The organism is Streptomyces sp. NPDC033966 (genome assembly GCF_055575955.1).
This window is the reverse complement of record NZ_JBVIRQ010000046.1, coordinates 1-4,416: the sequence shown is the minus strand read 5'-3', so window position 1 is coordinate 4,416 and position 4,416 is coordinate 1. Positions and strand designations below refer to the sequence as shown.

At 70.6% G+C, this 4,416-nt stretch carries 5 protein-coding genes; 3 read left to right on the top strand and 2 right to left on the bottom strand.

All coding sequences use genetic code 11. The features are described from left to right. Window positions 1–234 precede the first annotated feature (234 nt). A complete protein-coding gene (locus ACZ518_RS39355; RefSeq protein ID WP_469117836.1) occupies window positions 235–762 on the top strand; it encodes an SMI1/KNR4 family protein in 528 nt (175 codons plus the stop codon). A 124-nt stretch (window positions 763–886) separates the two neighbouring features. Here ACZ518_RS39355 and ACZ518_RS39350 read toward each other — a convergent pair whose 3' ends face one another. Then, the gene (locus ACZ518_RS39350) at window positions 887–1,606 is read right to left on the bottom strand and encodes a DUF2625 domain-containing protein (RefSeq protein ID WP_469117835.1); all 720 of its coding nucleotides are present in this window, start codon (window positions 1,604–1,606) and stop codon (window positions 887–889) included. 164 nt (window positions 1,607–1,770) lie between these two features. Here ACZ518_RS39350 and ACZ518_RS39345 point away from each other — a divergent pair, with 164 nt between their 5' ends. Continuing rightward, window positions 1,771–2,640 carry a MerR family transcriptional regulator gene (locus ACZ518_RS39345; protein ID WP_469117834.1) on the top strand — a complete coding sequence of 290 codons (870 nt, stop codon included), beginning with the start codon at window positions 1,771–1,773 and terminating at the stop codon, window positions 2,638–2,640. On the opposite strand, the gene ACZ518_RS39340 is transcribed toward ACZ518_RS39345, so the two are convergent. Further along, a complete protein-coding gene (locus tag ACZ518_RS39340; RefSeq protein ID WP_469117833.1) occupies window positions 2,637–3,560 on the bottom strand; it encodes a quinone oxidoreductase family protein in 924 nt (307 codons plus the stop codon). The genes ACZ518_RS39345 and ACZ518_RS39340 overlap by 4 nt on opposite strands. A gap of 89 nt (window positions 3,561–3,649) precedes the next feature. Between ACZ518_RS39340 and ACZ518_RS39335 the strand changes: the two genes are divergently transcribed. Then, complete coding sequence (locus tag ACZ518_RS39335) at window positions 3,650–4,090, top strand: MarR family winged helix-turn-helix transcriptional regulator (RefSeq protein ID WP_469117832.1); 441 nt, start codon at window positions 3,650–3,652, stop codon at window positions 4,088–4,090. Window positions 4,091–4,416 lie beyond the last annotated feature (326 nt).

Here is a 4,416-nt window from a genome sequence, read left to right as displayed (position 1 = left end):
GGGGGACCCTGTGGGAGAGTAGGACGCCGCCGAACAATCATTGTGGGAAAGCCCCGCACCTTATGGTGCGGGGCTTTTCTGCGTTTACGGGCCTTTGCGTTTCGCGGGCCTCTTCACGCCGCGCATGGCGAATCGGACGTCGGCCCATCGAGGACGCCCGGCCCCCTGCTCTTCGGCTGAGCACCCGGCACCAGGTGGACGTTTTCGATCGCGCGGGGTGTGAGGATGGGAGGCATGCGCGATTCGCACGGCTCCCTCCCCCTCACGGCTGCCTCCCTCGCCGGCTGGCGGGAGGAGGTGTCTGCGGCTCTGGCCGCCCTGGTGGCCGGCTTCGAGGAGAAGTACGGGTACGGGCCGGGTGAGAACGCGGTCCACCCGCCGGAGGCGGGCGACCGCCTCGCTGCGGAGCACCTCGCCGCTGAGTCCCCGGCCTTCGCCGACCTCGCCGCGTACTACGGGGAGATCGGGGCCGTGAGCATGAGCGACGTCGGCAACGGCTACTTCCTGCACCCCGCGTCCCGGGCCATCGACGAACGCACCGCGCTGCCCGAGGCCGGCGAAACCGTCCCCGCCGTGCTGATCGGCTCCGACGGGGGCGGGATCCTGTACGCGGTCGCCGCGGACGGCGCCGTCTGGCGGTCGCGGACCGCCTCCGAGGAAGGCGAGTTCGACCGGATCACGGACGGCCTCGCGGAGTTCCTCGACCTCCTGCGCCGCTCGGTCCACCGCTTCAACGATTCCGGGCAGCCCGGACTCCTGTAGCGGGCCCAGGTCGTGCCTTCGGACCCAGGACTCGTCCGGGCCGATGGCTCCGATCAGGAGCATCGCCCTGCACGTCGCCCGCAGGGGCATCGGGTCCTTTCCGCAGGCTGAACCGGGTGCCAGTTCAGATGGCGCCTAGAAGGCCCGGGTCAACCCCGTCGAACTGTCGGCATGAGTCGCGGGCGACACCGAGTAACTCGGCCATGGGCACGGCGCGACGACTGGTCGCGGAGATGTCCTGGCGTGCCTCGGCGGACCACAACGGTGGAAACAGCGACAGGCCCTGATCGCTGTTCAACGCCCGGACCTCGTCCTGCCAGCCGGGCCAGCGAAGATCCGCATAGAACTCATCGAGCGCCCCGGACACCAGCCAGGCCAGCCACGCCGAGTGCCCGGCCCCCAGGGCCTCCCAGCGAAGTGAATCAGGGGCGAAGTAGATCATCTCGCCCGGTGCCCCCGGGCGGCCCACGCTGGTGGGAGCACCGCCGTTGAGGGCGAAAACGCCACCCAGCACGTCATGTGCCACCACCAGACCGGCATCGGGTCGCCACGCAGGGTCGAACCCTCCCGGGAACTGGTTGACCCGTGCCAGGCTCGGCGCTGCCCCGTCGAGCGGGCTGCCGAACACCCGCACCCATCCGTGGTCCACCAGCAGAGCGCCACAGTGCAGTACCACCGCACCCAAATACGACCTCGCCGTCACCTGCAGCTGAAGCAGCGATGCGCTGGCGAGGCCGCGATCGGGCGGAAGCACCTCTACAGACACCGACCCACCGCCGAGGGTCTCCCTGAGCTCCGGCCAGGCCGGCTCCTCGACGTCGATCAGATCGCTCAACTCGCGCATGTCCGCATCGTGGCACCCCCGCATCGAGCCCCAACCGGCAGGGGACACCGAGATGTCCCGGTCGATCTCGCCCGCGGCGTTGGCTGCGGCCTGTACCGGGCGGTGCAGCCGTCAGCCGGGACGGGCTTGACTCTCGGGTAGCGCGAGACGGCACAGTCAGGGCTGTGGACAGGAGAAACCTGCTGCCGATCGGGCAGTTCTCGCAGGCCAGCGGCCTCTCGGTCACCGCGCTTCGGCACTACGACGCCAGCGGCGTGCTGGTGCCGACGTTCGTCGATCCGGTGAGCGGCTACCGCTACTTCCGGCGTGACCAGGTGCGTACGGCGCAGTCGATCAGGGCGCTGCGGCAGCTGGACATCCCCGTCGAGGAGGTGCGCCGGCTGCTCGGCGGGGGTGAGGAGGAGCTGGTCGCCGCCCTGCAGGCGCAGCTGTCGGCGGCCGAGCGGCGGTTGGAGGTACAGCGTTCCATCGTCCACAGCCTGTTGGGCCGACTGACCGAAGGAGCAGAGATGACCCACCGTGTCACCGTCCGCCAGGGCGCCGCCGAACGAGTCCTCGTCCGCGGGGCGACCCTGGACAACTCCGGGCTCGGCGAGTTCCTCCGCGGCGCCTACCAGGAGATGTACGAGGTCGCCGGCCGCGGCCCGCTCACCCTCACCGCGCCGGCCTTCGTCCGCTTCCACGGGGTGTGCGACGACGAGAACGAGACGCTCGTCGAGGCGTGCCTGCCGTTCTGGAAGGACGGCGCGCAGCCCACGGACCTGCCCGAGGGCATGACCGTGCGCGAGCTGTCCGAGAGCACCCTGGCCTGCGCGGAGGCCGAGGGAGCGGCCGCCGCGTTCCCGCAGATCCTCGGCGCGTACGACGCCGTCGCCGACTGGATCACCGAGCACGGCTTTGCCTTCGCGGGTCCGGTCCGGCTGGTCTACCGCCGGTGGACCGGGATACCGGACGGCCCGGAGAACCGCGTGGAGATCGCCTGGCCGATCGACGAGCCGGCCGGCGGCCGGGCGGTTGTTCAGGAAGGGCCTTAAGGCACCAGCACGACCTTGCCGAGGTTGCGGCGCTGCTCGATGACGGCGTGCGCGCGGGCGGCTTCGGTCAGGGGGATCCGTGCGTGGACGGCGGTTCGCAGGGTGCCCGCTTCGCGCAGCTCCCAGAGCTCGCGCTGCCAGCGGGCGTAGAGGTCGGGCCGGCCCAGGGCGACGGCCCGGATCTGGAAGCCGATCAACGAGGCCCCGCGGACCAGGAGTTCGTACGCCTCCACCGTGCCGCCGCCGGAGCTGAAGGCCACCAGCCGGCCGCCCATGGCGAGGGCCCGGACGGCGGGGCCGAGCAGGTCGCCGCCGACACCGTCGAGGATCACGTCGTACGGGGTGCCCCAGTCGGCGTCCTCGTACAGGACCACCTCGTCGGCGCCCAGGCCGCGGACGAAGTCGGCCTTGTCGGCGGTGCTGACGGCGGCGACCACGCGCCCCGCCCCGCCGGCCTTGGCGAGCTGGATGGCGAGGGTGCCCACCGCGCTGGCCGCCGCCGTGACGAGGACGGACTCGCCGGGCCGCACGTGCGCGGCCTCGTACGCCCCGCGGGCGACCAGCCCGCTGCGGACGAGTGCCACCGCGTCCACGGCGGTCGCGCCGTCGGGGACGGGGGAGGCCATCGTGGCGCTCAGCACCGCGTACTCGGCGTAGGCGTCGGCGAAGCAGAGTCCGGTGACTCGGTCTCCGACGGCGAAGCCGGTGACCCCCTCGCCGGTGCCGGCGACGACCCCGGCCACCTCCCCGCCGAACGACACGGGCCCGCTTCCCTCCCGCACCTTGCGGACGGTGGGCAGCGTGACCCCGATCGCCTCGGTCCGGACGAGCAGCTCCCCGGGCCCGGCCGCGGGGCGGTCGACCTCCTCGGCGAGCAGGACTCCGGGCCCACCGTTGACCTCATGGCGAATGCGCAGCACAGGACCTCCCCGATCCGATTTCGTTGGACATCCCAACGATAAGCTCAAAGTCGTGGGGAAGTCCAATGACTTTTGGGTAGGGTGCACGCATGACCTCACCCCTCGGACACATCCAGTCCCTGCCCAGCTGGCTCGTCGGCCGCGTCGCGGCGCGCGGACGGGGCCTGGTCGCCGCCGCGATCGCGGGAGAGGGTCTGAAGCTCATGCAGCACGCGGTGCTGGCCGCGACCGCCGAGTACGGCCCCGTGGCCCAGGCGGACCTGGGGCGTCGGCTCGCGGTGGACCCCAAGGACATGGTCGGGATCCTCAACCACCTCCAGGAGGCCGGCCTCGTCCTGCGCACCCCGGACCCGGCCGACCGGCGCAAGAACGCCGTCACCGTCACCCCGGAGGGAGAGGCCGCCCTCGCCCGCTGCGCGGCGCTCGCGGAAGCGGCGAACGCGGAGCTGTTGGCCCCCCTCACCCCGGCCGAACAGGACACCCTGATGGCCTTGCTGGTGCGGGTGCACGAGGCCCCCACGTCGTTTTGACACCCCAGGGGCAGGGTTGTAGAGTTAAACGGTTGCCTCGAACTGGACAAGTTCGGTGACCACCACTCCACAGGGAATCTCCTCCCGGGTGGAGTGCATTCGACTCTCCAATCGGAAACGTTGAAGCCGGGAAATCCGGTGGAAAACTTCTGATAGAGTCGGAACCGCCGGAAAGGGAAAGCGCGAAAGCGCAGAACCTCGAAAGCACCGAGGAAATCGGACACGAAAGAGTCTGATAGAGTCGGAAACGCAAGAACGAAGAACGAAAGCCCGGAGGAAAGCCCGAGAGGGTGAGTACAAAGGAAGCGTCCGTTCCTTGAGAACTC

Bases quoted from the DNA above. Each gene is read 5' to 3' on its own strand.
- ACZ518_RS39335 (WP_469117832.1), top strand. From the start codon at position 3,650: ATGACCTCACCCCTCGGACACATCCAGTCCCTGCCCAGCTGGCTCGTC.
- ACZ518_RS39350 (WP_469117835.1), bottom strand. From the start codon at position 1,606: ATGCGCGAGTTGAGCGATCTGATCGACGTCGAGGAGCCGGCCTGGCCG.
- ACZ518_RS39355 (WP_469117836.1), top strand. From the start codon at position 235: ATGCGCGATTCGCACGGCTCCCTCCCCCTCACGGCTGCCTCCCTCGCC.